The organism is Acinetobacter gyllenbergii (assembly GCF_001682515.1).
Taxonomy (GTDB): domain Bacteria; phylum Pseudomonadota; class Gammaproteobacteria; order Pseudomonadales; family Moraxellaceae; genus Acinetobacter; species Acinetobacter gyllenbergii.
This window is the reverse complement of sequence record NZ_KV575269.1, coordinates 89,523-114,552: the sequence shown is the minus strand read 5'-3', so window position 1 is coordinate 114,552 and position 25,030 is coordinate 89,523. Positions and strand designations below refer to the sequence as shown.

General features: G+C 41.8%; 22 protein-coding genes and 1 tRNA gene. 10 read left to right on the top strand and 13 right to left on the bottom strand.

The annotated features are described in order from the left end of the window. Positions 1 to 17 precede the first annotated feature (17 nt). The 4 genes from NG55_RS17640 to NG55_RS17625 are packed head-to-tail and all read left to right on the top strand — an operon-like array spanning position 18 to position 3,094. On the top strand, positions 18 to 743 hold the full coding sequence (locus NG55_RS17640) for a 3-ketoacyl-ACP reductase FabG2 (RefSeq protein WP_065343974.1): 726 nt from the start codon (positions 18 to 20) through the stop codon (positions 741 to 743). Continuing rightward, entirely contained in the window at positions 743 to 1,966 is a 1,224-nt protein-coding gene (locus NG55_RS17635) for a beta-ketoacyl-ACP synthase (RefSeq protein ID WP_065343973.1), read from the top strand. The genes NG55_RS17640 and NG55_RS17635 overlap by 1 nt, the downstream gene beginning before the upstream one ends. A 17-nt stretch (positions 1,967 to 1,983) precedes the next feature. Further along, a complete protein-coding gene (locus NG55_RS17630; RefSeq protein ID WP_065343972.1) occupies positions 1,984 to 2,418 on the top strand; it encodes an excinuclease in 435 nt (144 codons plus the stop codon). 22 nt (positions 2,419 to 2,440) lie between these two features. Further along, entirely contained in the window at positions 2,441 to 3,094 is a 654-nt protein-coding gene (locus NG55_RS17625) for a 4'-phosphopantetheinyl transferase family protein (protein WP_065343971.1), read from the top strand. Positions 3,095 to 3,116: 22 nt separating this feature from the next. Here the strand turns inward: NG55_RS17625 and NG55_RS17620 are convergent, their stop codons facing one another. Continuing rightward, positions 3,117 to 4,583: an NCS1 family nucleobase:cation symporter-1 gene (locus NG55_RS17620; protein ID WP_065343970.1), complete on the bottom strand. Its 1,467-nt coding sequence runs from the start codon at positions 4,581 to 4,583 to the stop codon at positions 3,117 to 3,119. A gap of 192 nt (positions 4,584 to 4,775) precedes the next feature. Here NG55_RS17620 and NG55_RS17615 point away from each other — a divergent pair, with 192 nt between their 5' ends. Beyond that, a complete protein-coding gene (locus NG55_RS17615; RefSeq protein ID WP_065343969.1) occupies positions 4,776 to 5,489 on the top strand; it encodes an aspartate/glutamate racemase family protein in 714 nt (237 codons plus the stop codon). Between the two features lie 123 nt (positions 5,490 to 5,612). On the opposite strand, the gene secF is transcribed toward NG55_RS17615, so the two are convergent. The 7 genes from secF to queA all read right to left on the bottom strand — a co-directional run bounded on the left by secF (position 5,613) and on the right by queA (position 13,399). Beyond that, positions 5,613 to 6,581, bottom strand: a complete 969-nt coding sequence (secF, locus tag NG55_RS17610) for a protein translocase subunit SecF (protein WP_065343968.1) — start codon at positions 6,579 to 6,581, stop codon at positions 5,613 to 5,615. Between the two features lie 10 nt (positions 6,582 to 6,591). Next, the gene (gene secD, locus NG55_RS17605) at positions 6,592 to 8,493 is read right to left on the bottom strand and encodes a protein translocase subunit SecD (protein ID WP_065343967.1); all 1,902 of its coding nucleotides are present in this window, start codon (positions 8,491 to 8,493) and stop codon (positions 6,592 to 6,594) included. 51 nt (positions 8,494 to 8,544) lie between these two features. After that, complete coding sequence (yajC, locus tag NG55_RS17600; protein ID WP_005206306.1) at positions 8,545 to 8,874, bottom strand: preprotein translocase subunit YajC; 330 nt, start codon at positions 8,872 to 8,874, stop codon at positions 8,545 to 8,547. A 108-nt stretch (positions 8,875 to 8,982) separates the two neighbouring features. After that, entirely contained in the window at positions 8,983 to 10,113 is a 1,131-nt protein-coding gene (gene tgt, locus NG55_RS17595; protein ID WP_004802704.1) for a tRNA guanosine(34) transglycosylase Tgt, read from the bottom strand. A 440-nt stretch (positions 10,114 to 10,553) separates the two neighbouring features. After that, positions 10,554 to 11,123: a LemA family protein gene (locus NG55_RS17590; RefSeq protein ID WP_065343966.1), complete on the bottom strand. Its 570-nt coding sequence runs from the start codon at positions 11,121 to 11,123 to the stop codon at positions 10,554 to 10,556. 31 nt (positions 11,124 to 11,154) lie between these two features. Next, on the bottom strand, positions 11,155 to 12,183 hold the full coding sequence (locus tag NG55_RS17585; RefSeq protein ID WP_065343965.1) for a hypothetical protein: 1,029 nt from the start codon (positions 12,181 to 12,183) through the stop codon (positions 11,155 to 11,157). 178 nt (positions 12,184 to 12,361) lie between these two features. After that, a complete protein-coding gene (gene queA / locus NG55_RS17580; RefSeq protein ID WP_065343964.1) occupies positions 12,362 to 13,399 on the bottom strand; it encodes a tRNA preQ1(34) S-adenosylmethionine ribosyltransferase-isomerase QueA in 1,038 nt (345 codons plus the stop codon). A 180-nt stretch (positions 13,400 to 13,579) separates the two neighbouring features. Between queA and NG55_RS17575 the strand changes: the two genes are divergently transcribed. Beyond that, positions 13,580 to 13,666: transfer RNA gene (locus NG55_RS17575), tRNA-Leu, on the top strand. A 165-nt stretch (positions 13,667 to 13,831) separates the two neighbouring features. Here the strand turns inward: NG55_RS17575 and NG55_RS17570 are convergent. The 3 genes from NG55_RS17570 to NG55_RS17560 form a co-directional block, all read right to left on the bottom strand. Further along, entirely contained in the window at positions 13,832 to 14,794 is a 963-nt protein-coding gene (locus tag NG55_RS17570) for an SDH family Clp fold serine proteinase (protein ID WP_065343963.1), read from the bottom strand. A gap of 126 nt (positions 14,795 to 14,920) precedes the next feature. After that, a complete protein-coding gene (locus tag NG55_RS17565; RefSeq protein WP_141669909.1) occupies positions 14,921 to 15,802 on the bottom strand; it encodes a hypothetical protein in 882 nt (293 codons plus the stop codon). Between the two features lie 8 nt (positions 15,803 to 15,810). Further along, positions 15,811 to 16,026: a hypothetical protein gene (locus NG55_RS17560; protein ID WP_065343961.1), complete on the bottom strand. Its 216-nt coding sequence runs from the start codon at positions 16,024 to 16,026 to the stop codon at positions 15,811 to 15,813. Between the two features lie 735 nt (positions 16,027 to 16,761). On the opposite strand from NG55_RS17560, the gene NG55_RS17555 reads away from it, so the two are divergent. The 4 genes from NG55_RS17555 (at position 16,762) to NG55_RS17540 (ending at position 22,741) form a co-directional block, all read left to right on the top strand. Continuing rightward, complete coding sequence (locus NG55_RS17555) at positions 16,762 to 18,033, top strand: sensor histidine kinase (protein ID WP_065343960.1); 1,272 nt, start codon at positions 16,762 to 16,764, stop codon at positions 18,031 to 18,033. A 72-nt stretch (positions 18,034 to 18,105) separates the two neighbouring features. Next, the gene (gene glnE, locus NG55_RS17550) at positions 18,106 to 20,853 is read left to right on the top strand and encodes a bifunctional [glutamate--ammonia ligase]-adenylyl-L-tyrosine phosphorylase/[glutamate--ammonia-ligase] adenylyltransferase (RefSeq protein WP_065343959.1); all 2,748 of its coding nucleotides are present in this window, start codon (positions 18,106 to 18,108) and stop codon (positions 20,851 to 20,853) included. A 30-nt stretch (positions 20,854 to 20,883) separates the two neighbouring features. Then, positions 20,884 to 21,810 (top strand): branched-chain amino acid transaminase, encoded by a 927-nt coding sequence (locus NG55_RS17545; RefSeq protein ID WP_004652473.1) that lies wholly within the window; start codon positions 20,884 to 20,886, stop codon positions 21,808 to 21,810. A gap of 175 nt (positions 21,811 to 21,985) precedes the next feature. Beyond that, complete coding sequence (locus NG55_RS17540; RefSeq protein ID WP_016162601.1) at positions 21,986 to 22,741, top strand: hypothetical protein; 756 nt, start codon at positions 21,986 to 21,988, stop codon at positions 22,739 to 22,741. A gap of 86 nt (positions 22,742 to 22,827) precedes the next feature. Here the strand turns inward: NG55_RS17540 and NG55_RS17535 are convergent, their stop codons facing one another. Continuing rightward, complete coding sequence (locus NG55_RS17535; protein WP_065343958.1) at positions 22,828 to 23,853, bottom strand: NAD-dependent epimerase; 1,026 nt, start codon at positions 23,851 to 23,853, stop codon at positions 22,828 to 22,830. Further along, positions 23,850 to 25,019 carry a nucleotide sugar dehydrogenase gene (locus tag NG55_RS17530; RefSeq protein WP_016540685.1) on the bottom strand — a complete coding sequence of 390 codons (1,170 nt, stop codon included), beginning with the start codon at positions 25,017 to 25,019 and terminating at the stop codon, positions 23,850 to 23,852. The genes NG55_RS17535 and NG55_RS17530 overlap by 4 nt, the downstream gene beginning before the upstream one ends. Between the last annotated feature and the right edge of the window lie 11 nt (positions 25,020 to 25,030).

Here is a 25,030-nt window from a genome sequence, read left to right as displayed (position 1 = left end):
TAGTTTTAGGAACAACAATGAATAGAAGAATATTGGTCACGGGTTCAAGTCGTGGCATTGGTAAAGCAATCGCATTGCAATTGGCTCAGGCGGGTTTTGATGTGACCATTCATGCTCGTTCACGGGAGGCGGAAGCAGCTCAGGTGGTTGAGCAGATTCAGCAATTAGGACGAAACAGCCATTACTTATTATTTGATGTGAATCAACGTGAGCATGTCAAAAGCTTATTAGAGCAAGATGTTGAACAGCATGGTGCTTTTTATGGGGTGGTACTGAATGCAGGTCTTACCCATGACGGTGCTTTCCCTGCATTAACTGATCAGGACTGGGATGAGGTCATTTCGACCTCTTTAGACGGTTTTTATAATGTGCTTAAACCCTTGATCATGCCGATGATTCACTTACGCAAAGGTGGCCGAATCGTGACGCTTTCTTCGGTCTCGGGCATTATGGGCAATCGTGGACAGGTGAATTACAGTGCAGCAAAAGCTGGCTTGATTGGGGCAACCAAGGCATTGGCTTTGGAATTGGCCAAGCGCAAAATTACCGTGAACTGTGTGGCACCCGGTCTAATTGAAACGGAAATGGTCACCGATGAAGTCAAAGAGCATGCATTAAAAATGATCCCAATGCAGCGCATGGGGCAGGTGGATGAAGTGGCAGGTGTGGTGAAGTTTCTTTGTTCAGATGAAGCCTCGTATATTACCCGTCAGGTGATTTCGGTCAATGGAGGACTGATTTGATGAAGCGTGTTGTAGTTACTGGCATGGCAGGGATTACCTCGCTGGGAGAAAATGCGGATGACATCTTTGCTCAATTCCATGCGGGCAAGAGCGGTATTTGCTATATGTCCGAATGGGAGCAATATCCAGATTTAAGAACCAAGCTCGCAGGCCCAGTGACAGATTTTCAGATCGCTAAGCATTTTAATCGCAAAGTGACACGGGGTATGGGGCGTGTTGCATTAATGTCGGTCATCAGTGCTGAAAATGCTTTGCACGATGCGGGCCTAATTGGTCATGAGATATTGAGCAGCGGAGAGGCAGGTGTGGCTTTTGGCTCGTCTGCTGGTAGTGTTGATGCGGTGCGCGAGTTTGGCAATATGTTGATTGATCAAGACATGAGTAAGATCAATGCCACCACCTATATCCGCATGATGTCTCACACCAGTGCGGTCAACATGACGGTTTACTTCGGCTTGAAAGGACTTACCTTACCAACCTCGAGTGCATGTACTTCGGGTTCAATGGCGATTGGTCAGGCTTATGAAGCGATTAAATATGGCAAACAAACGCTGATGCTTGCAGGCGGCGCGGAAGAGCTGAGTGCCGCAGGTGCTGCCGTTTTTGATGTTTTATTGGCGACCAGTGGGATGAATGATCATCCTGAAAAATCTCCACGACCGTTTGATACACGACGCGATGGCTTGGTGATTGGCGAAGGTGCAGGTTGCTTGATTCTTGAAGAATATGAACATGCCAAGCAGCGTGGGGCTACGATTTATGCAGAGATTATTGGCTATGCAAGCAATACCGATGGCCAGCATGTGACCAAGCCTGACAGTGAGCGAATGGGGCAATGTATGCAAATGGCATTGAAAGATGCCCAGCTGGATGCCAGCCAGATTGACTATGTCAATGCGCATGGCACTTCAACCGATCAAGGTGATATTGCTGAAAGCCAAGCTACGGCAAGGATTTTAGGACCTAAACCGATTAGCTCATTAAAAAGCTATTTTGGGCATACCTTAGGGGCGTGTGGGGCAATTGAAGCTTGGCTGGGTATCGAAATGATGCAGCGTGGACAATTAATTCCAACCTTGAATCTGGACGAAATTGATCCACAATGTGGTGATTTAGATTATATTACCCAGCACGTGAGAGCGAGTGAGATCGAGATCATGATGAGCAATAACTTTGCTTTTGGTGGGATTAACACCTCTTTGATTTTTAAACGAACAACATAACAAGTAAGGGGCATAAAATGTCGATCAAACAATTATTCTTAGCAACTGTATTAACAACTGGTTTTACTGCATCTGTTCACGCTGCAGATACCGTGCATAATCTGGATTTTAAAGCGGCGGTAGATCGTGCAGTTGCCGATGGAACGCTTGATGGAACGGTCAAGTTTTATCTGAAAGGCACCAAATCAGGTGGAAAAGTAGTAGAACAAGATATCGTCACCAATCAGAAAACCAATGGTTTTGGTAAGTCAGCTGAAAAGTCATGTGATTGGGTGCTTCGTTCGGCATTAATCCAGTTGGATAAAGCTGCGAAAGCGCGTGGTGCCAATGCAGTAACCAATATCGTGAGTTATTTTAAGAAAAATGAATCTCAAAGCTCGACCACTTATCAATGCTATAAGGGCATGGCAGTGGCGAGCGTTGCGCTGAAAGGCGATATTGTGAAGTTTTAAGTGATTTGATTCGGTTAAGCCAATGACGCTACGTGAAATTGAAATCCATGTTCAGGCATTGGCACAACTGCTTGAAAAGCCTAAAACTGATTTTGCTGATTTAAGCAGCTTTAACCATTATAAAAAGCAGCAGATCAGGGACTACCGTAATCATCTGTTGGCGGAACGACTGCAAACTGATGTTACGGCGCTCAGTTTTTCCAAACATGAACATGGTAAGCCCTTTTTAAGTTCGCATACCTTGCATTTTAACCATACCCATAGTCAGCAATATTATGCCTTAGCGATGAGTGCACAGGTCAAAGATCTTGGGATTGATGTCGAAGAACTAGATCGTAAAGTGCGTTTTGATGCCTTGGCACAACATGCGTTTCATGCCGAAGAATACCAAACTTGGCTGCAGCAAGATCAGGACCCTGAATATTGGCTGCGGGTTTGGACCACCAAAGAAGCGGTATTGAAGGCGTCAGGTCTCGGTATTCGTTTAGACTTGAATAGTTTGAATACGCAGGTGCATCCATCCCATCATGGTGGGATGTGTTCACACCCCTTAATCGGTCATTTTGCCTATCAACATTTTATTCTCAATCAGAAGATGGTACTGACCATTGCATGGCGGGCAGAGCCATCTTGTCGTGGTTTTCAGTTTCCACGAATTCAGATCATTCAGTATTAGCGAAAAACCACCATCAATGTAGTCATTGATGGTTTTGAGGAAGATTCAAGCTTTGCTGATAATGGATACTTTTTGCTTTTATAACAACACTTTCCCGAGAGAGGCTATAGTAAAAACTGCTACCTAGTATGACCCCAATAAACCAGTTAAACGCTGCCAAAAACTGAAAACTCGGAACAAGCACCAACAACAGACCGATACTGACTGATGCCATTAAGCTGATCACGGCTTTTCGATTGATGCCTTTTTGATAGTAATAGGCTGCTGTGGGTTGATCGCTAAATAAGTCATCGACCCGCACTTGTTGTTTGTTAATCAGATAAAAGTCAGCAAGTAGAATGCCAAATAATGGGCCGATAAAAGCCGCTAAAGTATCAAGGGTATAGTGAATCAGTTCTGGGGAGTTAAATAAATTCCATGGGGTGATAAAGATCGAACCGATTGCTGCGATCATGCCCGCTCTGCGGAAATTAAGAAAGCGAGGTGCAAGATTAGAAAAATCAAAACCTGCCGAAACGAAATTCGCCACGATATTAATGCCAATGGTCGCAGTTAATACCGTCAATAAACCGAGCACCACCACAAATCCGTTATCGATCATGGCAACCGTTTCGAGTGGATCATGTACCATTTTTCCAAACACACTAAAGGCACCAGAAACAATCATCACTACAATGATGGCAAAGAAAATAAAGTTAAACGGTAGTCCCCAAAAATTCCCTTTTTTAACCTGTTGCATATTTTTGCCATAACGGGAGAAATCTCCAAAGTTGAGTAGTGGGCCGGAGAAATAAGACACCACCAATGCAATGGCAACAATGGTTTGCATGATCTGCTGATTGACGCTGAGCTGTTTATCACTGAGGTTAAAGGAAATATGATGCCAACCCGCTTTCCACACCAGCCATAAGGCCAATGCTAACATCACCACATAGACCATTGGACCTGCCCAGTCGATAAAGACCTTGATGGTGTCCATCCCTTTCCAGAACACCAATGCTTGTATCGCCCAAATAAAACCAAAACAGATCCAGCCAATCGTGCTTAGACCTGCAAATTCAGTCAGTGTAAGCGGGTGTAAGGTTGGATAGAACTTGAGTAGAATCATCATCAGGGCATTAGATGCTAGCCAAGTTTGAATGCCATACCATGAAACCGCAATCAGGCCGCGAATTAAGGCTGGAATATAGGCCCCATAAATTCCGAAGGCTTGGCGAGAGATCACAGCATAGGGAACCCCTGAAATTTGGCTGGGCTTAGCCACCAAGTTCGCCGCAACTTGAACAATCACGATACCAATGAGTAAGGCAAGCAGAACTTGCCAGCTGGCCAGACCGAGTGAAAATAAGCTCGCTGCGACCACATAGCCGCCCATACTATGTACATCAGACATCCAAAAGGAAAAGATGTTATACCACGTCCAATTTTGTTGCGCAGGGATGAGATCTTCATTGGAGAGTTTAGGACTATAGTTCGGGTTATCGCTCATGACGGGTCTGCAAGATAAACAACTGTTCAGACCAGTTATGCAGAAATTAAGCCAACTTCTTATTATTGTTTTAAATTTATTATTAATTTATTGATTATATTTATTTAAATATTTAATTTTATATTTTAACTGTTCAGACCAGTTGGATTGAAATATGATCAAGCTTATTTTTTGAATTAAAAATGTGCAGAAATGAGAAACGCGACTCGAATTCAAATCATTAATCCAAATACCTGTATCCAAATGACCACATCGATTGCTGAGGCTGCACGTCAGGTAGCCGCGGCAGATACCGAAATTATGGCCCAGTCTCCTGAGAAAGGCGTGTTATCGATTGAGGGGCATTTTGATGAGGCAATGTCTGCTATTGGGGTGCTTGAGTTAATTCAACAAGGCAAAGCACAGCAGGTCGATGGGCATATTATTGCTTGCTTTGGTGATCCTGCTTTGCATGCGGCGAGGGAATTGGCTCAGGCACCTGTGGTTGGCATTGCCGAAGCTGCATTTCATATGGCCAGTTTGGTGGCGACAAAATTCTCGATTGTCACCACCTTAGCCCGAACCAAAATTATTGCTGAACATTTATTACATCAATATGGCTTTGAACGAAAATGTGCACAGATTCGATGCATTGATCTTCCGGTATTGGCATTGGAACATGATAAGCAAGCGGCCTATGAAAAATTATTGGCAAGCTGCCAGCAAGCCAAAATGGAGGATGGAATTGGAGCGATCGTCTTGGGCTGTGGTGGCATGGCCGAGATGGCGGATCAGGTCAGTTTAGAGTTGGGAATCCCGATTATTGATGGGGTTCGGGCTGCGGTCAAATTGATTGAGGGCTTACATGGTTTAGGCATTCAAACCAGTAAGTGGGGAGATTATGATTATCCCTTAATAAAAGGATAATAAAGCGCAACTGCGTGTAAAAATATCGATTATGAGCGTCTGTTTAAGTTCAGCTTTTCCTTAAAGCGCATACAAAAATGCCAGCATTTCGCTGGCATTTTTGTTCAATCCAAAGAAAGGAGATTAAGGAATCTCTTCTTCTTCAAATTCAGGTTTAACTTGAACGATAAAGTCTTGGCGATTCAGACCACGCCATAAGGCGAATGCTGTACCGATATAGATCGATGAGTAGGTTCCCACAAATACACCAACAAACATTGCCACAGAGAACCAATGTAGACCATCACCACCCAAGAACATCATGGCAAGGACCACGAGTAATAAGGTCATCGAGGTATGAATAGTACGACGTAGAGTCTCTGTTAGCGCAATATCCACGATTTCACGGGGTGTGGCACCGCGAATCTTACGGAAGTTTTCACGGATACGGTCCGATACCACGATGTTATCGTTAAGTGAGAAACCGATCACGGCAAGTACAGCCGCAAGTACGGTTAAGTCGAACGGCCATTGGAACAATGCAAATGCACCGATAATGATGATGATATCGTGGAATAACGACATTACCGCACCCATCGCCAGTTTAAACTCGAAGCGAATGGTGACGTAGATCAACATCAAGATGAGTGCAAGCGCAACTGCACCCGCAGAACGGACATAGAGTTCATTACCGACTGCACCACCGACCGCATCGACCTTATGGACTTCTACGGTGTTATTCGGTAATTGCACTGCTTTGGTGATGCTATTGCTGAGGTCTTCAACATTCAGGTCTTCTTGCACGGGCATACGCACAATCAGGTCTGTATTACTTCCCAAAGTCTGAACCACAGCATCTTTGAATCCCGCACGATCTAAGGCCTGAACCACTTGCGCAGGTTGAACCCCTTGCTTGTAGTTAAGCTCAGCAGAAATACCACCGGTAAAGTCTAGACCTAGGTTCAGCCCTTTGGTGACGATAAAGAAGATGCTTGCAATGGTAATCAGGATCGAGAAGATGGCCGCAGGTTTGGCAATCTTCATGAATGGGATGATTTTTATATCATCTGGGCGACCGTATTGCTTTGAGTCTGGTTGAGTCAGATCAGTCATGTGAATCTCCTTAAATACTCAACTTTTTCAAATTACGGCGTTTGCCATAAATGAGCTGTACGATGGCACGGGTAACGGTAATTGCAGTAAACATTGAACAAACAATACCAATCATCAAGGTCACCGCAAAGCCTTTGATCGGACCTGTACCAATCGCGAACAAGATGAACGCAACCAGTAAGGTGGTTAAGTTCGAGTCGAGAATGGTGTTATAGGCACGATCATAACCAGCGACAATTGCTTGTTTGGGCGAGGCACCCCAGAGCATTTCTTCTCGGATACGTTCACAGATCAGGACGTTGGAGTCGACTGCCATACCAATGGTAATCACGATACCTGCAATACCTGGTAGGGTAAGAGAGGCACCAAGCCAAGACATCACGGTTAAGATCATGGCAAGGTTAAACACCAAGGCAAAGTTGGCGATCAAACCGAATAAACGGAAGAACACCACCATCCAGATCGCAACTAGCAAGAAACCAATCTGAGTTGATAATACGCCCTTATCAATGTTTTCTTGCCCCAAGCTTGGACCTACAACACGCTCTTCAACGAAGTACATTGGTGCAGCCAAAGCACCCGCACGCAGCATCAAGGCAAGTTCTGCCGCTTCTTGTGGTGAATCTAGACCGGTAATACGGAATTGTGAACCCAATACTGCTTGGATCGTCGCAGCGTTGATCACCACAGATTCAGTATATGGAGTACGAACTTCAGTCTGGACACCCGTGTTTGGATCAGCAACATAAGAAATCTTTTGTTTATTTTCGATAAACAAAACCGCCATACGTTTGCCGACAGCACCACGAGTGGCATCTGCCATCAACTTACCACCTGAAGAATCCAGCGTGATGTTTACTTCAGCACCACCAGAGTCTTGGCTAAAGCCAGAACTTGCGTTTTGAACACGTTCACCAGTCAAAATACGGTTACGTTGTAACAGCAATTGACGACCACTGTCTAAAGACTGATAAGCAAAGACTTCAGTCCCTGGAGGAAGCGGCTGACCATTATATTTCCCTGTATATGGGTCAATATATTGATCATTACTATCTGCGACCAAACGGAACTCTAAGTTCGCGGTACGACCCAAGACACGTTTTGCTTCTGCGGTATCTTGTACACCCGGTAATTCAACCACAATACGGTTGCTACCTTGGGTTTGTACAAGTGCTTCAGCCACACCAAGTTCGTTAATACGGTTACGTAAAGTAGTTAAGTTTTGGTTGACTGCATAAGATTGAATTTCCTGACGACGCGCATCGGTATAATTCAGTCTTAAAGTCGCACCAGATGATGTTGCAACCGCTTGTTGGGTAAACTCATTGCCATTACGACGTAAAAAATCAGTCGCCGCATCACGGTCTGCATTGCTGGCAAACTGGATAGTAATGGTATTGTTATTTAAAGCAAGGTTGTTAAATTTGATTTTGTTATCACGGAACTGACGACGCAAATCAGTCGCAGATGTTTCCATACGCTGACTAATCGCTTTATCCATGTCGACTTCGAGCAAGAAGTGTACACCGCCACGTAAGTCCAAACCGAGTTTCATCGGTTTTGCCCCAATCTTTTGCAACCACTCAGGAGTGGTTGGTGCAAGGTTGAGTGCAACTACATAGTCTTCACCTAAATCACGACGTAACACTTCTTTGGCTTTTAACTGTTCTTCAGAAGAGTTTAAGCGTAATAATGCCGCGTTATTGGTAAAGCTATTGTCGTGACTGCTTATGTTGGCAGTTTTTAAAATCTGCTCAGCTTTTTGCACGATCGTCTGATCAATTTTGGTGCCTGCTTTTGCCCCCGAAATTTGGACAGCAGGTTCATCTGGATACAGACTTGGAAGTGCATATAACGTACTGATCACAAGTACCACAAGGATCAGTAAATATTTCCATGCAGGGTAACGCATTCGCTTTCTTCTTAAATGAAAAAGTCGTGCTGAGGCACGACTATTTTATGATTAAAGGTTATTTAATGTGCCTTCAGGTAATACTGAAATGACACTCGCACGTTGGATTTTTACCTCAACACCACGAGTGAGTTCAACAACTGCAAAGTCACCTTCAAGTTTGGTAATTCTCCCCATTAAACCACCAGCAAACACGATCTCGCTGCCTACACCCAAGCTTTCGATTAAAGAACGGTGTTCTTTAGCACGTTTTGCCTGAGGTCTCCAGATCAAGAAATAGAAGATTGCGATGAATACCGCGATCATCAATAAGTTTGCCATAAGGCTTGGACCTTGTGCCGCAGCAGGTGCAGCGTGAGCAGTAGAGATGAAAAAACTCATTTCGATTTCCTAAAATTAAAAGGCAAAAAATTAACAATAAATTCCAATTCGTTTTGCAATGTACCTTGTCTTGCGATCAGGCGCAAATCTTGATGCAAATCGTTCTGCTTAGTCTTCTGGACATGCTGGAACTTCTAATCCACGACGGGCATAAAAGTCCTGAACGTATTCATCAAATGTGCCATTATCCAATGCATCACGCATACCTTGCGTCAGGCGTTGGTAGTAACGCAAGTTGTGGATGGTGCCAAGCATTGATGCCAGCATCTCACCACACTTCTCTAAATGATATAAATAGGCACGAGTAAAGTTTTTACAAGTGTAGCAATCACAATGTGGGTCTAAAGGCCCTTTATCATGGCGATATTTACTATTACGGATTCTGACCAGACCATCGGTAACAAAATAATGACCATTACGGGCATTACGGGTTGGCATCACACAGTCAAACATATCGACACCACGGCGAACCGCTTCCACGATATCCTCTGGTTTACCCACGCCCATTAAGTAACGTGGTTTGTCCTGCGGCATTTTGTTGGGTAAATAATCAAGGACTTTGATCATTTCTTCTTTCGGTTCGCCGACTGATAAGCCACCAATCGCATAACCATCAAAACCAACTTCTAACAAGCCTTTGAGTGACTCGTCACGCAGGTCTTCGTACATCCCACCTTGAATAATGCCGAATAAGGCATTTTTATTGTTAAGTTCATCATGGTGATGGGTTTTACAACGTTTCGCCCAGCGTAAAGAGAGCTGCAATGATTTTTGCGCTTCTTCATGCGTGGCAGGGTAAGGGGTACATTCATCAAAAATCATCACGATATCTGAGTTCAATACATGTTGGATCTCCATCGAAATCTCTGGAGACAAGAACACCTTTGAACCATCAATCGGAGAGCGGAAGGTGACACCTTCTTCTTTGATTTTACGCATTGCGCCCAAGCTAAACACTTGGAAACCGCCAGAGTCAGTCAAAATTGGTTTATCCCATTGGATAAACTCATGCAGACCGCCATGCTCTTTAATCACTTCCAAGCCTGGACGTAGGTAAAGGTGGAAGGTATTTCCTAAGATAATTTGTGCCTGAATTTCTTCAATGTCACGCGGGAGCATGCCTTTAACCGTACCATAAGTACCCACTGGCATAAACACAGGGGTTTCAACCACACCATGTTCTAAAGTAAGTCGACCACGACGGGCGCGCCCCGACTGGCCTAATTTTTCAAATTTCATGTAATAACCTGAGCAAGATCGAAGTGCTACTTTGATTGCAGCGCAAGGAGGCGAAAAAACAGTTCGCTGATCGAAAGTGGCTATTTTCCCCGATTATGGCGTGTAGTTCTACTACTAAATGTAGCGAGAGATAAAATAGATTTAGTTTAATAAGTTTTGATTGATATTTGTTTGAATGTTGAGAAGTAAATGCTTATTTACGTTCATAAGGTTTTTGCATTTTGTAATGCGAAATTTGTGAGGAAATTTGCTATCGAGATGGCGGCATGGATGCCGCCGCGTTAGGCTGCGGTAGCAGGGATGTACAGTCAGTCTATGAACAGCGATTAAAGCTGTCAAGGGTTTTGGTTACTTTTGCCAAAACAAAAGTAACTCCAACCGAATGTTTTTGCTGAAATTAGTGAGATAACTATAAGATGCTAATGTGTATAACTACCGCACTAAAAATTCGGCTTATAGTCAAAATTTTCAGTCGCCAGATTATCCTTAAACGGGCGAATGGCTTTCTTGGATAAAGTCAGGGTATTGATCAAGTTGTTTGGAAACACCTCGATCTGGTTATTAAACAATTCCACATTGCGGTTAAAAATGGTAATTGCAGCACCGACATTTTCGTTTTGCTCCTGAATATCATCCATCATCTTGCTATACAGTGCATCTGCTTTCAGTTCAGGATAATTTTCGACCACTACATTCAAGCTACGAATCAGTTCCTTACTCATTTTCTCAATTTGTTGTAATTGGGAAATATCCGTGTCATTCACATTCAGATTGAGAATCTGTTGGCGCAATTCGGTGACTTTTTCTAAAGTTGATTTCTCGAACTGAGTATATTGATCCAGCGTCGCTTCCAAGGCTTCTAAGGTCTTTACTTTTTGACGTTCGAAGTTGGCCACTTCTGACCATGCCCGTTTGGTGGCATTAAAATATCGCACGATATTATTGCGGATAGAAATGCCCCACACGATCAGTGCGGCAAAAATTCCCAAGAAGATCAGTAAACCTGTCATCGCCATTCCCCTTATTGTTATTGCTCAATGATTAGCGAATTAAATTCAGCATCAATTGTTGAAACTTATGATATTGCGGCATGGTCATGGTTCTTAAGTGTCCACGTAATGCTGGAATATCCTGAATGTCACTGCGTTTACTGGCGGTTTGGAAAAGATTTTGTTCGCCCACGTAACACATGATTTGCTCTTCATGATGATAAATTAAATCACCTGTAAAATGTTGAAAAAAATCATGTAGTTTTAAGGTGAGGCTCGGGCTGATTGCTTTGGCAAGTTGGTGTTGATCAAGACCAAAGATATTCAATTCTTGATTAATCAAAATGTCACTGCTTTGCCATGAGCTGGTGTAGGGCGCAAAGAAACGAGCGCGTTGATTGCTGACGGCAATTCCTAAGGCTGGCATTTGAAAAATAAAGGCACCCCACAAATCTTTATGGATTTTTTTGACAATTTTTTTATCACTGCTTTGATCCTGTAGGATCGGCATTTCGCTGACATAGTGATATTGAAACAGTAGAACCTGATGTTCTGTGTTGCCATCATGCCATGTGGTCGATGCGTATTGGGTAATCTCGTTGGCTTCATTACCCCGATTAAATAGGGGGAAATGTTGCTTTAACTTACTGATCACCAAAAGGGGCTGCGCTTGAATCGGTAAATAAGCTGGGAGTTGCTGGAACTGTAAACCATAGCGTAATACGGTCATGCGTTCTTCTAGATAATGAATGACGCGTGTTAATGCTTGTTGTGGTTCATAGAGCAAATAGGCCAGAAAACCAGTAAGGAATGCACCAAGTAAACTCCAGCTATATTGAATATGTGGATGTAGAAAATAACCAAAGATTAATGTGCCTACGCTGATCAATGCGAATAAATAGGGCAGTACATTAAAAAAACGCAGGCTGTGATCGTCACGCCAAGGATGCAGTGCATCTAGTAGGGCTTGATCGCTATGTGCTTTCTGTCCAACATCCCACAGTCGTGCAATATTGCGAAAAACCTGCGCATTTTTTTTACGCCTGATATGCAGCGCTTGTTGTACAGTGTCGATTGGCATGGAAATAATCGTTTCATTATAATGGGGTGGTCTTGTCTGAATTATGCGTTAAATTTCAGAAACTAAGAAGTCTATAATCTGAATCTAGCTGTGTTTTATTATTTTGAATGAACGACTTTTACCAAAGCATTTTTATAGGAAAAATCGACTAAACCAGAATTTAGCCGATTAATCTGTATTAAGCGTCGAGCTTATCCACCAACATCGCATCGCCATAACTAAAGAAGCGATAACGTTGTTCTACTGCATGGGTATAAGCCGCCAAGATATTGTCACGATTGGATAGCGCTGAAACCAACATCAATAAGGTCGATTCTGGTAAATGGAAGTTGGTAATTAAACGATCCACGATACAGAACTGATAACCTGGATAGATAAAGATTTGGGTATCACCAGTCCACGCTGCAATTTGACCTTGATTGGCTTGTGCTGCGCTTTCTAGGGCACGGGTCGCCGTGGTACCCACTGCAATGACTTTATTACCGCGTACTTTGGTTGCCAAAATCAGGTCAATCGTGGCTTGTGGAACATCACACCATTCACTGTGCATAATGTGATTGGTAATGTCTGTAGTACGCACAGGCATAAAAGTCCCTGCACCGACATGTAGCGTGACAAAGGTTTTTTGCACGCCTTTGGCTGCTAGTTTTTCTAATAAGCCTTGGTCGAAATGCAGACTGGCAGTTGGTGCTGCAACGCTGGCAATTTTTTCAGGGTCGTGGAACACGGTTTGATAACGTTCAGTATCAATCTCTTCCGCTTCACGGTTGAAATAAGGTGGAATCGGCAGTTGACCGTATTGATCCAGCACCGACAAAATCGGTTGTGAAAACTTCACCACAAACAGGTTTTCGTGGCGACCTTGTACGGTGACAGGCACCGCATCTTCACCGATATACAGTTCTGCGCCAGCTTTCGGTGAGTTGCTTGATTTGATGTGGCAATGGGCATTGTGGGTATCCAACATGCGCTCAACCAGAACTTCGATTGCCCCGCCTGTAGCACGTTTACCTTTTAAGCGTGCTTTCATGACTTTGGTGTCATTCAGTACCAGTAAATCACCGTCTTCGAGTAGGTCGAGAATATCGGTAAAGGCGTGGTCGTGATACTGACCTTGCGCATCGATATGCAGCAGGCGAGATGCGCTACGGCTGTCTAAGGGATAGCGAGCAATAAGTTCATCAGGGAGATCAAACGAAAAGTCGGAGAGTTGCATACATCTAAAACATTGCAAAAATTGGGCGTAGTATAGTCTTTTTTGCGTTTTCTCGCTGAGTTAGCGTGTTTATAAGCAGAAAAATATCTGAATGATTTAAAAGTGAGCAATAAGCGTGAGTTAGTGTTTGACAATAAAATCAAACAGGTTATTATACGCAACACAAAGCATCGCACTCTTCCCGAGGTGGTGAAATTGGTAGACGCGGCGGACTCAAAATCCGCTGTCAGAGATGACGTGTCGGTTCGAGTCCGACCCTCGGGACCAAGATTCAAAGACCCCAAGCTGGTATTAAAGGCTTGGGGTTTTTTAATGAGTTATTTTTATAGTCTTGTTTATAATAATTGTTAATAAGTTCAGTTGAGAGTGCTGCCAACCCATGCCAATAATAGGATGACAGACTGAATAAAGTTAAATTTGATGGAGTGTTAATTATTTTTCTTTATCTTGAAGGTGTATGCCCTTACTTTTTGAGCCAACAAATCTAAACTCTTTATTGTGCATGACTTCTAGAAAAAGTGAGGTTATATTTAAAAATGTAAACAATTCATTTCCAAATTCATATTCGAAAGTACCTTCTTTAATAACATTATCACCTAAATATTTCAAAGCTTCTTCACTATCAATGACAAAGCCATGATCTTTATAGTGATTGGTAAAATGATATGCTAATGACTGAGCCGTTTCATTATTTGCAAACTTTTTTCCTTCAAGTAAGCGTTGAGCATATTGACTTGCAGACTCATTAATACGTTCAAAATAACCTAATTCATTCATTTTTAGATTAGCTGTTAAATACTTTGAAAACATATCGGAAGATTTTGGGAATTGTTGGGCTAAAGAGGCTATTTTTTCTAAAGCATTGGTTAGTCCTAATGCTGGCATCCCATTTATTTGAGGATCTATAGGGCCTAATTCACTTAATAACCCCATATGTATTTCATTTGCACCTAATGCGATTAATGTCGCAGCAGATTTGGCGCGACGAGGAATTGTTACTACAAATTTTTCTTTACATAATCTTTTGCAAGTTTTGCTAATGAGATAAGCCGGTTCGATGGTTCCCCCATCACTTAGTAAAAACATTAATATATCTTTCTCTTTATTAAGATCGGAAATAGCCTCATATATTTGATCGGAGTGGAATGTACTAATAGAGTTCTTTTCGTCAAAAATAATTAGGAGCTCATATTTATCAACTTTAAATTTTTTCTGAAGATTTATTAAATGCTTGAAAATTTCATTTTTTACAAGATCAATATCTTCTTTGTTTTTAGAAATTAAATCCCATAACTCATTGACTTTAAATAGGTTATATTCTTTTTTGATGTTGTTGGTGTTAGCATTTGCTTGTGTTTCAAAGCTATCTAAATCATTGTTTATTTCTTTTTCCATTTGAAATAAGTCGCCTTTTTATAAAAATTAACTATCTTCTTTTAAATTTATTATAATCTGCTGGTAGATTCAATAATTTTGTTAATAGATTTTAAAAAATTACTAAAATTTTATTTATTATAAAATTTAATGTTGAGTACTAATGATTTTATTGTTCTCGATTCTTTGCTTAAATTTATCTTCAGCTAACTTAATAGCAGAATGTTGTTGGAAGTTTTGAAAAATACTAACATCATAAATAGTAGCAGAAACAATTTCATCTCTTCGCAAAATTATAAAAAGAGCATCTTCTTTTTTATAATTAGTAGTGATAGTAACTGTTAAATTATCTTTGTCTCTATAACCACTTTTTAGAGGGAAAATTGTAATTTCTTGAGCTAAAGATTGGGATTCATTTGGTTCACTTAATGTCATGACAAAACCAATATAAACTTTTCGATCACTCATATGAAGCATGATATCTTGAGTCATTTCATAAGACATCATAAACAATGCATCTAAGGGATTTTCACAAAATACTTTTTGCTTGATATCAACAATAAAGCCTAATTTCGAAATCTCCCATTTGTCTTTTACCGAGGCAGTTTTCCCGTCTGTTAATCCCTCTTTTCGCTTAAACTGTTCATCATTAAATCTTAAATATCTAGGTAAAATATTGATAAAATTCTCACCATGTGACCAGATAAAAGCCACTAAAAAGGTAAAAATAGTAAGTAACATATAAAACGGGAGTGATTGACGTTGGATTTTTAAAGTATTTTTTAAAAATGAACTTAGATATGTTAGTAAATCAAAATTAATCGTATATTCAAAAACTGAAAATGACTTTATTGATAATAGAAGCGAACAAAAAATAAATGATACAGCTAAACAAACAGCCCCTAAAAAAGCACTTTTTAAGTATAGGAGCTGCCCTGTATAACGATGTAGTTGATAGTAATGTCTAAAATTCCACTGTTGAACACAATAGCCAGAGATTAATAATGGTAGAATTAAGAGTAAGAGCATTAAAAAAATTATCGTGCAGGTTGGTAATTGCGATCAGCTACTTTTTTAGTTTCATTTTCTTGAGCTTCTTTCTCTAACATCTCTCTTCGAGCTGCTCGAGCATCCTCTAAGGACATTGTCAAAGTACCACGCCCAATTACACGCATAGATGGACGACGATTCTTTTGGAACTCTTCGAATCTATCTTTTTCAGCTTCTGATAGTCCAATTTTAAACCAATTCATATACGCACCTCTAAAAATATAACCTAATTATTTTTTTATTTTAGGTTAGACATTATAACGTTATAGATGTGATATAGGCTATAGCTTTGTGTATTTCCCAACAATAATATTGTAAATTATTTAAAGCTATGATTTTCTTAAGTATCTAAAAATAAAATTTGTGTTTTTATCTACTCTTGATCAGCTTTACTAAAAATAATCAGTTCACGGACTGGATTGATAGTCGATTTCGCAAATCTGCTCGGGTGAATTGTTTCTCCCTCCTAGTGTACTGAAGCAACAAAGTCAGCACGTCCACCAAAACCAACACTGGACGCATGATTATCTGAATATTCTGTTTTAAGCTGTCTGCCAATTTTTTGAAACGTGACCCCTTTAGGTTTTATATTTCCAATTTGATCATTTTTGCGTGGGACAAATTAGTTACCATTGGGATCTCTTTGTTTTTGATTCGCTTACGGAATCGAAGATGCAGACCTTACGATAAGATTCTTGATAGTTTCCTTCGTTGTGCAGGTTCAAGAAGAACTGCAAGTTGATCCAACCAATGATTTAAACCTTTAAATGCATCCAATCTATTTAAGTTAAAATTTAATGAAATTTCACGTTTTGTTGCGAATTGATTGAATCAACAATTGCCTTTTCTGTTAAAGTTTGTTAATACTAAGTGATAGTTTTCACATTTTTTTTATAAAACGTAAAGAACCGTATAACGAAAATATTCGAGAGGCGGGAATGACGATTCAATTATTAGAACTACAGCAAGCCGAAAAGTTAAGTGCTTGTAAAATCTCTCTTTCTTTGGGGCTAACTTCAGAGCAGAACTTGCTCGAGCAATTTTTACAGTTCAATCGAAAACTGATGCAAGCCAGTACTGCATTGCTGGCATTTCACCAAGAACCCTATCTGTGGCACCGCTGTCCTGAAAAACTCAAAGCCATTGATTCTGCAAAAATTAGCAAAAGTCTAAATACCCTATTTGTGAATGGTGATCTGGTCGATAGTGACCATCCGCAATACTCAACTTTACTGGCATTTCTCGCACCCCTAAAAAAGAAAATCCAAACTGCAGTCGCTTTACATCTTAGACACCCAGATCAAACTTCACTCGGTTATATCGTCCTGTTTGATGAAGCTGCTCAAGGCTTTAGCGATCTACAAAAACAACTGCTGCAAGAACATTGTGTCAACTTCATGCAACAACTGGAATTGAAGTTTAATCATGACGAGTTGAAAGAATTATACGAACAAGAAGCTGCACTCAATTTTAGTAAAACCAAATTCTTTTCGATTATTTCCCATGACCTACGTGCGCCATTTCATGGGCTACTCGGTTTCTCTGAGATATTAGCGAAAGAACGTGAAACCTTAGACGAATCCAGTATTCAGAATATCGCTGACTATCTTTATGATACTTCGCAATCGACCTATAACTTATTGGAAAGCTTACTGAATTGGGCGATGGCGGAAGGTGGGCGTTTTGTCTATCACCCGATCAACTTTAAGTTGCGTCAGATCACCAATATTGTGACCGATATTCTCAAAACCTTGGCCATTAAGAAGAATATTCAACTGATTAATGAAGTGGATGAAAATCTTAAAGTCTATGCCGATATGAATATGATCACCTCGGTCATTCAGAATTTGGTGTCTAATGCACTGAAATTTACCGATGTTGATGGTACGGGCAAGGTCTATATCCAAGCACAACATAAAGGTACCTATGTTGAAGTCTACGTCAAAGACACTGGCCTCGGTATGACCCAACAACAAATCAACGATCTGTTCCAGCCACGGATTACCATGAGCTATAAAGGCACGGCAGGAGAGAAAGGCGCAGGTCTGGGCTTAAGCTTGTGTAAGCGCTTTGTAGAAATGAATTTGGGTGAAATCAATGTCAGCTCCAATGAAGGCGAAGGCACGGTATTTACCGTGTTGCTGCCGATTGAGCGTGAACAGGTTGATTTATGTACGGATCAACAAAAAAGCAAAGCGAAATTAGTCTAAAGAGATTTTAAAGATAAGCTTGTAACTGATATAACTAACTTAGATGAGATGACATCAGTCGAGCCTTTTTATATGAATGCGCAACAGCTACAAAAAACCTTAGTTGCAAGCCAATATGCTGAACAAGCTTTAAATTTATACACATTACAATTAGAACAAGACTATTCCGAAGATCTATTTCTGGACTCGCTGTCGACCGAAACCATCCATCAAAAAGTACAATTGGCTGTGGCTGAAGTCACCGATGAACAATCATGGATGAAAGCTTTACGCGTACTCCGTGCCAAGCTGATGTTTCGCTGGATTTGGCAAGATGCCAATCAACTCACCAATGTGGTGACGTTGACACGTGAGCTATCCGATTTTGCCGATGCCAGTATTTGTGCCGCCAAAGCTTTTGCATTACCGCCTTTATTAGCCAAACACGGTGAACCCATTGGTTATTCAGGTCAGTTACAAGATCTAATTGTGATTGGTATGGGTAAGCTCGGCGCGCAAGAGCTGAATTTATCCAGTGATATTGATCTGATTTTTGCCTTCGATGAACAAGGCGAAACCAATGGGCGTAAATGTATTGATGTACAGCAGTTCTGCATTCTATGGGGACAGAAACTGATTTATCTGCTCGACCATATTACTGCAGATGGTTTTGTGTTCCGTGTTGATATGCGTTTGCGTCCGTGGGGCGATGGTTCAGCCTTGGCGATTAGCCATAGTGGACTAGAAAAATATTTAAGCCAGCATGGGCGTGAATGGGAGCGTTATGCGTGGATTAAGGCAAGGGTAATTACCGGCGGCAAAGCGGGCGAAGAATTGTTAGACATGTCGCGTCCGTTTGTATTCCGCCGTTATGTCGATTATTCCGCTTTTGCTGCCATGCGTGAAATGAAAGCCATGATCGAACGTGAGGTCATGCGCCGTAATATCGAAGAAGATATTAAGCTCGGTGCAGGCGGGATTCGTGAAATCGAGTTCATCGTGCAGGTGTTCCAGTTGATCTATGGTGGATCGAAGCGTGAACTGCAAGATCGTCAATGTTTAGTCAATTTACATCACTTGGGTGAGGCTGAATTATTAGATCAGCAAGCAGTGATTGATCTGGAAGATGCTTATCTATTCCTGAGACGAGTCGAACATGCCATTCAAGCCTTGAATGATCAGCAAACTCAATCCTTGCCAACTGAATCTGAACTCAGACAACGTATGTTGGACACACTTGGCTTTACCGATTGGTCTGCCTTCTTAGAGGTGTTGAACCAGAAACGTGACAAGGTCAAAGTCCAGTTTAAACAATTGATTCAGGAAAAAGAGTTTGCCGAGCCTGTAGATGATTTTGTCCAGCTTGAGCAAAAGCTCAATGCAGTACTAAATGATGATGCCAAGAACTTAATTCAAAACTTCTGGCATGGGCAGGCGTTACGCAAAATCCCTGCCAGTGCTTTAGAGCGTTTAAAGAAATTCTGGCCGCATTTGATCGAAGCGATTTTACAGTCGGATCAACCGCAAACGGCACTGTTACGTTTGATGCCCTTGGTGGAATCGGTGTTACGTCGTACGGTCTATCTGGTGATGTTGATGGAAAGCCGAGGTGCTTTGCAGCGACTGGTCAAGATGGCAACCGTCAGTCCGTGGATTTGTGAAGAACTGGCGCAATATCCTGTGTTGTTGGACGAGTTCTTGTCGATGGATTTTGGTCTGCCACAACGCAAAGATCTGGAAGATTCACTGCGCCAACAATTGTTGCGGATCGAGATTGATCAAGTTGAAGATCAGATGCGGGTATTGCGCTTATTTAAAAAGAGTAATGTGCTGACAGTTGCCGCCAGTGATGTATTGGCAGAAAGTCCGTTGATGAAAGTCTCCGATGCGCTCACGGATATTGCTGAAGTCAGTGTACAGGCGACGCTGAATCTCGCATATGAAGCGGTTGCAGAACGGCACGGCTATCCTATCGGCAATGATGGGCAACGATGCAGTTTGGACAATAAAGGCTTTGCGGTGATTGCTTATGGCAAATTGGGTGGCATTGAGTTGGGCTATGGCTCGGATTTAGATTTAGTGTTTATCCATGCACTTGAAGAACAAGGTGAAACCGATGGCCGTAAGGGTATTAGTGGGGCCGAGTTTGCGATTCGTGTTGCGCAGAAATTTATGTCCTTGATGACGACGCAAACCTTGGATGGACGTGTCTATGAAATTGATACTCGTCTGCGACCTTCGGGTGAGGCTGGGATGTTGGTCACCAGTTTAAAAGCTTATGAACAATATCAACAGAAAAGTGCTTGGCTCTGGGAGCATCAAGCTCTAGTGCGTGCTCGTTCGATTGCAGGAGATCGTGGATTATGCACGCAATTTGAACAGATTCGCTGTCAAATCCTGACCCAAGTGCGTGATGAAAATGTAGTGCGTGAAGAAGTGCTGAAAATGCGCCAAAAGATGAAAGATCATTTGGGATCATCTTCTGAGCAAAAAAAACATGGGATTTTTCATTTAAAACAGGACTCAGGTGGTATCGTTGATATCGAATTTATGGCACAGTATGTTGTGCTTGCATGGAGTGGGACGAATACAGATCTCGCCCATTTTTCCGACAATGTAAGAATTCTAGAAGATGCTGCTCAAGCAGGCTGCTTATCCAGTGAAGATGCCACAGCATTAATACACGCTTATCTCCGTGAACGAGCTGAGAGCCACCGTCTAGCGCTTGCAAATCAATCTATGCAAGTCAATGCTGCGGATTGGCACGATACCCGCGAGATCGTTTGCAAGTTATGGCAGAGATTAATTGATCCAACTGCGCAAGCATTGGAAAGTGAATAATTGTGTAAAAAAGAAAATGGAGTATGTGCGATGAGTTTGGCTGATCGTGATGGTTTTATTTGGCAAGATGGAAAATTAGTTGATTGGCGTGATGCAAAAATTCACGTCTTAACTCACACACTACACTACAGTATGGGTGTCTTTGAAGGCGTCAGAGCTTATGAAACCCCAAATGGTACAGCAATCTTCCGTTTGCAAGATCACACTAAGCGCTTATTAAATTCAGCAAAAATTTATCAGATGAATGTTCCATTTGATCAAGCGACATTAGAACAAGCACAAATTGATGTGGTTCGTGAAAATAAACTAGCATCTTGCTACCTGCGTCCATTAATTTGGATTGGTTCTGAGAAACTCGGTATTGCTGCAACAGACAACACCATTCATGCTGCAGTCGCTGCATGGGGTTGGGGTGCATACTTGGGTGAAGAAGCAATGGCACGTGGTATTCGTGTGAAAACCTCTTCATTCACACATCACCATCCAAACGTGACCATGTGTAAAGCAAAGGCATGTGGTAACTATACCGTGTCGATCTTGGCACATCAGGAAGTGGCACGTTCAGGCTATGACGAAGCAATGTTGCTTGACCCACAAGGTTTTGTTTGCCAAGGTGCAGGTGAGAACGTATTCCTGATTAAAGATGGTGTCTTGCATACCCCTGATTTAGCTGGTGGTGCATTGGAAGGGATTACTCGTCAAACCGTGATTACCATTGCTAAAGACTTGGGTTATGAAGTGGTTGAGCGTCGTATTACTCGTGATGAATTCTACATCGCTGATGAAGCATTCTTTACCGGTACTGCTGCAGAAGTGACGCCAATTCGTGAGTATGATGACCGTGAAATTGGTTGTGGTTCACGTGGTCCGATTACCACTGTAATTCAAAAGACCTTCTTTGATGCAGTACAAGGTCGCAATGATAAATATGCACACTGGTTAACTTATATTAAATAAGCTGTAATCGTGCACAAAGGCGAAGCTTAGGCTTCGCTTTTTTATTGACGAATTAATACTAAAAAAAACAATCCGCTCTATGCTAAGATGAACGTATATTCAGTGCATATGATTGAACACTTTTGTTTTTTTGGACAAAGTGGAGCCTCGTATCTCAAGCATTTAAGGTTATCAGATGGTAGATATTCAACAAAATTCGGCAACTCATGAAGACAATGTGATCTTGTGCATGAAGTGGGGAACCAAGTATGGTGCTGAGTACGTCAACCGTTTGTATAACATGGTCAAACGTCATTTGACTTTGCCTTTTAAAATGGTGTGCTTGACCGATCGTACCGAAGGTATTGACCCGAATATTCAATGTTTTCCGATTCCATCTCTAGATTTGCCTGCAGGTAGCCCTGAGCGTGGTTGGAATAAACTGTCGACTTTTGAGCCAGATTTGTATGGCTTAAAAGGCAATGCGCTATTTCTCGATCTGGATGTGGTGATCATTGATAATATTGACTGCTTCTTCCAGGCGGAAGGTGAGTTCTTGGTGATTCACGACTGGAAACGTCCTTGGCGTATCACAGGCAATAGTTCGGTTTATCGTTTCAAACTGGGTGCTTTCCCTGACATTTTGCCGTACTTCCGTGCAAACTTTAATGAGATCAGTCAAAAATTCCGTAATGAACAAGAGTACCTATCTTGGTTTGTACATAAAGAAGGCAAACTGAGCTATTGGAATAAAGATTGGTGCAAAAGCTATAAATACCATTGTTTAAGACGAGTACCATTTGCTTATTTCCAACCGCCTATCAAACCCAAAGGCGCAAAAATCATTATTTTCCATGGTGAGATTAATCCACCTGATGCGATCAGTGGTGGTGGTGGTAAGTGGTATCGTTATGTGTTGCCATCGGATTGGATTAAAGAGTCTTGGCAATAACCCGAGAGTCATTCATCCCAAACATAAAGAGATGAATCGAATAAAAAAATCAGGCAGAATGCCTGATTTTTTTGCTTTAAGGGGTGTTAAATATTGTGGTATTGGCGATACCAATCGACAAAGTTTTTCACGCCATCGACCACCGAAGTGGCTGGTTTATAGTCCACATAGTTTTCTAGCGCAGTGCTATCGGCAAAGGTGTCTGGTACATCGCCTGGTTGGAGAGGAAGCAGATCTAAAATCGCTTCTTTACCCGCTGCTTTTTCAATCGCCTGAATATATTCAATCAGTTTCACCGTACGGTTGTTACCAATATTGAAAATCCTAAATGGGGCATTGCTGGTTGCAGGGTTTGGGTGGTTGCTGTCCCACGTGGCATCAGGTGTGGCAATCTTATCGCTGGTTCGGATAATCCCTTCAACAATATCGTCGATATAGGTGAAGTCGCGAGTGTGATTGCCATGATTAAACACAGGAATCGGTTTGCCTTCAAAAATGTTCTTGGTGAACTTGAACAGTGCCATATCTGGGCGTGTCCACGGTCCATAGACGGTAAAGAAACGCAGCCCTGTGGTAGGTAATTTAAATAAATGACTGTAGCTATGTGCCATTAACTCATTGGCGCGTTTGGTTGCGGCATAGAATTGCAGTGGATGATCAACGCCATGCTGTTCACTAAAAGGCATGGTGGTGTTGGCGCCATAGACACTGCTGGTACTGGCATAGGTCAAGTGCGGTGTTGCTGCGTAACGGCAGGCTTCGAGAATATTGGTAAATGCAATCAGGTTGCTCTCCACATAACTATGTGGATTCTCAAGCGAATAACGTACACCTGCCTGTGCTGCCAAATGAATCACGCGATCAAAGTGATGCGCTTGGAAACATTGATCCACCACTGCTTTATTGGCGAGATTGTCACGAATCAGGGTGAAGCTTCCAGTATCGTTGCGTTCAGCCAGTAACTGTAATTGCTGAGCACGCGCCTCTTTTAGGGATGGATCATAATAATCGTTAAAATTATCAAAACCGACTACATCATCACCACGTTCCAGCAGTTTTTTTGCAACACTAAAGCCGATGAATCCAGCAGCACCTGTGACTAGAACTTTCATTCATCGCCTCCAAAAATATCTCGGGTATAAACTTTATCTTGTACATCGAGCAAATCACTGGAGAGGCGATTGGCAATAATCACATCACACGATTGCTTAAACTCATTCAGATCTTGGGTCACTTTGGACTTAAAGAAACTGTCTTCATGGAAGGTGGGTTCATAAATAATGATTTCGATGCCTTTGGCTTTGAGACGTTTCATCACACCTTGAATCGCAGAGGCACGGTAATTGTCTGAGCCACTCTTCATCACCAGACGATAAATACCCACTGTGCTTGGATTTCGTGCAAGCACAGAATCGGCAATAAAATCTTTGCGGGTTCTGTTGGCGTCGACAATCGCTTTAATCAGATTGCTGGGCACATTGTTGTAGTTTGCTAGTAATTGTTTGGTGTCTTTGGGCAGGCAATAGCCGCCGTAACCAAAAGATGGATTGTTATAATGACTACCGATACGTGGGTCAAGACAGACCCCGTCAATCACTTGTTTGGTGTCTAGGCCAAAGCTTTGTGCATAAGTATCCAGCTCATTAAAAAATGCTACACGCATTGCCAAATAGGTATTGGCAAACAGCTTGATCGCTTCGGCTTCAGTTGAATGAGTTAAAAGTACAGGAATATCCTGTTTGATCGCACCTTCTACCAGTAAATCGGCAAATTGCTGCGCACGTTCAGATTGTTCCCCAACGATGATACGAGACGGGTAGAGGTTGTCGTGTAGTGCTTTACCTTCACGTAAAAATTCAGGCGAGAAAATAATGTTTTCAGTCTGGTATTTATTTTTGACTTGTTCGGTGAAACCTACAGGAACGGTAGATTTGACGATCATGGTCGCATTTGGGTTAATTGCGAGAACGTCCTGAATGACACTTTCTACACTTTGTGTATTAAAGTAGTTGCTTTGAGGGTCATAGTCAGTTGGTGTGGCAATAATAATAAAATCAGCATTTTGAAAAGCCAGCTGCTTGTCTGTCGTTGCTGTGAAATTTAACTTTTTTTCTTTTAAAAAAAGTGAAATATCATGATCTTGAATCGGTGATACTTTGTTGTTCAGTAAATCTACTTTAGTTTGTAGGATATCAAGTGCAATGGTTTCATGGTGTTGTGCAAATAGCATTGCATTTGACAACCCGACATATCCTGTTCCAGCAATGGCTATTTTCATAAGTACCTAAC

Coding starts and splice junctions, on each gene's coding strand:
- NG55_RS17640 (WP_065343974.1), top strand. CDS start 18: ATGAATAGAAGAATATTGGTCACGGGTTCAAGTCGTGGCATTGGTAAA.
- NG55_RS17635 (WP_065343973.1), top strand. CDS start 743: ATGAAGCGTGTTGTAGTTACTGGCATGGCAGGGATTACCTCGCTGGGA.
- NG55_RS17630 (WP_065343972.1), top strand. CDS start 1,984: ATGTCGATCAAACAATTATTCTTAGCAACTGTATTAACAACTGGTTTT.
- NG55_RS17625 (WP_065343971.1), top strand. CDS start 2,441: ATGACGCTACGTGAAATTGAAATCCATGTTCAGGCATTGGCACAACTG.
- NG55_RS17620 (WP_065343970.1), bottom strand. CDS start 4,583: ATGAGCGATAACCCGAACTATAGTCCTAAACTCTCCAATGAAGATCTC.
- NG55_RS17615 (WP_065343969.1), top strand. CDS start 4,776: ATGAGAAACGCGACTCGAATTCAAATCATTAATCCAAATACCTGTATC.
- secF (WP_065343968.1), bottom strand. CDS start 6,581: ATGACTGATCTGACTCAACCAGACTCAAAGCAATACGGTCGCCCAGAT.
- secD (WP_065343967.1), bottom strand. CDS start 8,493: ATGCGTTACCCTGCATGGAAATATTTACTGATCCTTGTGGTACTTGTG.
- yajC (WP_005206306.1), bottom strand. CDS start 8,874: ATGAGTTTTTTCATCTCTACTGCTCACGCTGCACCTGCTGCGGCACAA.
- tgt (WP_004802704.1), bottom strand. CDS start 10,113: ATGAAATTTGAAAAATTAGGCCAGTCGGGGCGCGCCCGTCGTGGTCGA.
- NG55_RS17590 (WP_065343966.1), bottom strand. CDS start 11,123: ATGACAGGTTTACTGATCTTCTTGGGAATTTTTGCCGCACTGATCGTG.
- NG55_RS17585 (WP_065343965.1), bottom strand. CDS start 12,183: ATGCCAATCGACACTGTACAACAAGCGCTGCATATCAGGCGTAAAAAA.
- queA (WP_065343964.1), bottom strand. CDS start 13,399: ATGCAACTCTCCGACTTTTCGTTTGATCTCCCTGATGAACTTATTGCT.
- NG55_RS17570 (WP_065343963.1), bottom strand. CDS start 14,794: ATGGAAAAAGAAATAAACAATGATTTAGATAGCTTTGAAACACAAGCA.
- NG55_RS17565 (WP_141669909.1), bottom strand. CDS start 15,802: ATGCTCTTACTCTTAATTCTACCATTATTAATCTCTGGCTATTGTGTT.
- NG55_RS17560 (WP_065343961.1), bottom strand. CDS start 16,026: ATGAATTGGTTTAAAATTGGACTATCAGAAGCTGAAAAAGATAGATTC.
- NG55_RS17555 (WP_065343960.1), top strand. CDS start 16,762: ATGACGATTCAATTATTAGAACTACAGCAAGCCGAAAAGTTAAGTGCT.
- glnE (WP_065343959.1), top strand. CDS start 18,106: ATGAATGCGCAACAGCTACAAAAAACCTTAGTTGCAAGCCAATATGCT.
- NG55_RS17545 (WP_004652473.1), top strand. CDS start 20,884: ATGAGTTTGGCTGATCGTGATGGTTTTATTTGGCAAGATGGAAAATTA.
- NG55_RS17540 (WP_016162601.1), top strand. CDS start 21,986: ATGGTAGATATTCAACAAAATTCGGCAACTCATGAAGACAATGTGATC.
- NG55_RS17535 (WP_065343958.1), bottom strand. CDS start 23,853: ATGAAAGTTCTAGTCACAGGTGCTGCTGGATTCATCGGCTTTAGTGTT.
- NG55_RS17530 (WP_016540685.1), bottom strand. CDS start 25,019: ATGAAAATAGCCATTGCTGGAACAGGATATGTCGGGTTGTCAAATGCA.